Origin of the sequence: Armatimonas sp., assembly GCF_031410135.1 — a bacterium.
GTDB lineage: Bacteria > Armatimonadota > Armatimonadia > Armatimonadales > Armatimonadaceae > Armatimonas.
Genome location: NZ_JANNYP010000735.1, coordinates 1 through 1,987 on the forward strand (window position 1 = coordinate 1; position 1,987 = coordinate 1,987).

Here is a 1,987-nt window from a genome sequence, read left to right on the forward strand (position 1 = left end):
CCTGCCCAAGCCCTTTGCCTTCGAGGAGCTACAAGCCCGCGTCGCCGCCCTGATCCGGCGCGAGCGACAGCAGCGCAGGCGCCATATCAAGATCGCGGATATTGAGATTGACACCGAGGCGCAGGAAGCCACGCGGGAAGGCCAGCCGCTGGCACTCACCCCACGGGAGTACGAGCTCCTTCTCACTCTCGCGAGCCGCGAGGGGCACATCATCAGCCGCGAGGCGATTCTTGCGGCTTGGGGTGATCCCGATTCTGCCTCGAACACAGTAGATGTCCATGTCGCCGCACTCCGCCGCAAGATTGACGGTGGGCGCGATGAGGAGCATAAGCTCATCCACACTGCTCACCGACGTGGCTATAGCCTCCGAGAGCCGAGTGGGCCAACATGAAGCTCTCGGTTCGTACGCGGCTGACCCTAGGCAATGTCGGGCTACTTGCCTTGGCACTACTGGCCTTTGGCGGTGCAACACGCTTTGTGATCGGACGAGTTCTCTGGGGGCGGCTGGACGAGATGCTGGTTCAGCAGGCCCAGAACGATGCGAGCCGTCAAAGGCAACAAGGGCCAAGTGGCCCGATGGGCATGGGCTTCGAGGGGCCACCGCGTGGGTTTGGCGGACCGCCGCCGGGCGCACCACGTCCCCGCCCTGGTGAGCTGGGGCTTCTGCTGCGGCCACGCCACTGGAGCTTCGACAACAATAATACCAACGACGAAGCCCCCTGGTCTACGGAAAGCCTAGGGGAGGCCAAGCGAGTCAAACCGGTATTTGGCCGAGGCGAGGAAGACGGACAGGCGCTCCGTACCTACACCCTCCCCATGAAAGATCCGGAAGGCAATCTGCACGGTGCGGTTCAGACTGCCATCCCTACCGGTCCAACAGAGGCCGCGCTCGCCTCGGTGACCTACAGCCTGGTGCTACTCCTGCCCGTTTTGTGCCTAGTCGCGGGCCTAGGCGGTCTCTGGCTTACCAGCCAAGCGCTTGCCCCAATCCGCCAGCTCACCGAGGCCGCCAGCCATATTGAGGCGGAGAACCTCGCCGAGCGCCTGCCCGAGCCGGGTGGTGGTGATGAGTTAGACCAACTGACAAAGATGCTCAACCGCTCTCTTGGTCGGCTTGACGATGCTTTTACGCGCCAGAAACAATTCACAGCCCATGCCAGCCATGAACTGCGCACGCCCCTTGCTACCATCAAGACAGCCCTCGGTCTGCTCCGCCACCCCGATATACCACCGGCCCTGCGCGACGAAGCCATTGCGAGTGCCGACGATGCCACAGACCGGGCGAACCGGCTTATTGGGGACTTGCTCTTTCTGGCCCGCTCACAAAACGGAGCGCTCCCCGTCCGCCGCGCCTCCCTCAAGCTTGCGGAGACACTGCGCACTGTCGTACCTGCTCCCGCAAGCCTGGAAATCTCGCCCACACTCACTTTTGTCACGGATCGGGACCTGCTCTTGCGACTGGTCAGTAACCTGGTCAGCAATGCCCTGCGCCACACTCCGCCCGAGGGGAAAGTAGCAGTTCATGCCACAAGAAACGGCGATATTCTCACCCTTACCGTCACCGACACAGGAGCAGGAATCGCTCCAGAGCATCTTGAAAAGCTGGGCCAACCCTTCTACCGCCCCGACACGGCTCGCACCCGAGATGACGGCGGCATCGGGCTTGGCCTCTCCCTCTGCCACGCCATCGCCGCCGCCCTCGGGGGCACCCTTACCCTACAAAGCGAGCTCGGCAAAGGCACCACTGCCACCGTCACCCTGGGCTAAAAAGTGCGCTGGAGCTGCTCGACAAGGCGTATGCCAAAAGCACGCCCTGATAGCTCATGTAGCCCACGCGCCTTTGCAAAATACTGCTGGGCCTGCGCCTTGTTGCCTTGACATGCGGCCACTTCACCCAGCACCATCAGAGGCCAAGCGACTGATGTTGGGCCATTAGACACTTCCAAGAGTCGCATACTTTCTTCGGAAAGGTTTCTGGCTTTCCCCC

Annotated in this window: 3 protein-coding genes; 2 read left to right on the top strand and 1 reads right to left on the bottom strand. The window is 62.2% G+C overall.

The genetic code is table 11. The features are described 5' to 3' along the window. Together RMO15_RS26805 and RMO15_RS26810 are read left to right on the top strand one after the other, a co-directional pair. Positions 1–391: response regulator transcription factor (locus tag RMO15_RS26805; protein ID WP_309720044.1), on the top strand; the 391-nt coding region annotated here is incomplete at its 5' end. Then, complete coding sequence (locus RMO15_RS26810; RefSeq protein WP_309720047.1) at positions 388–1,767, top strand: ATP-binding protein; 1,380 nt, start codon at positions 388–390, stop codon at positions 1,765–1,767. The genes RMO15_RS26805 and RMO15_RS26810, both read left to right, overlap by 4 nt. On the opposite strand, the gene RMO15_RS26815 is transcribed toward RMO15_RS26810, so the two are convergent. Further along, positions 1,764–1,987: hypothetical protein (locus tag RMO15_RS26815; RefSeq protein WP_309720051.1), on the bottom strand; the 224-nt coding region annotated here is incomplete at its 5' end. The two genes, RMO15_RS26810 and RMO15_RS26815, sit on opposite strands and share 4 nt — an antisense overlap.

Excerpts from the sequence above, each read along its gene's own strand:
- RMO15_RS26810 (WP_309720047.1), top strand. The coding sequence starts at position 388 with ATGAAGCTCTCGGTTCGTACGCGGCTGACCCTAGGCAATGTCGGGCTA.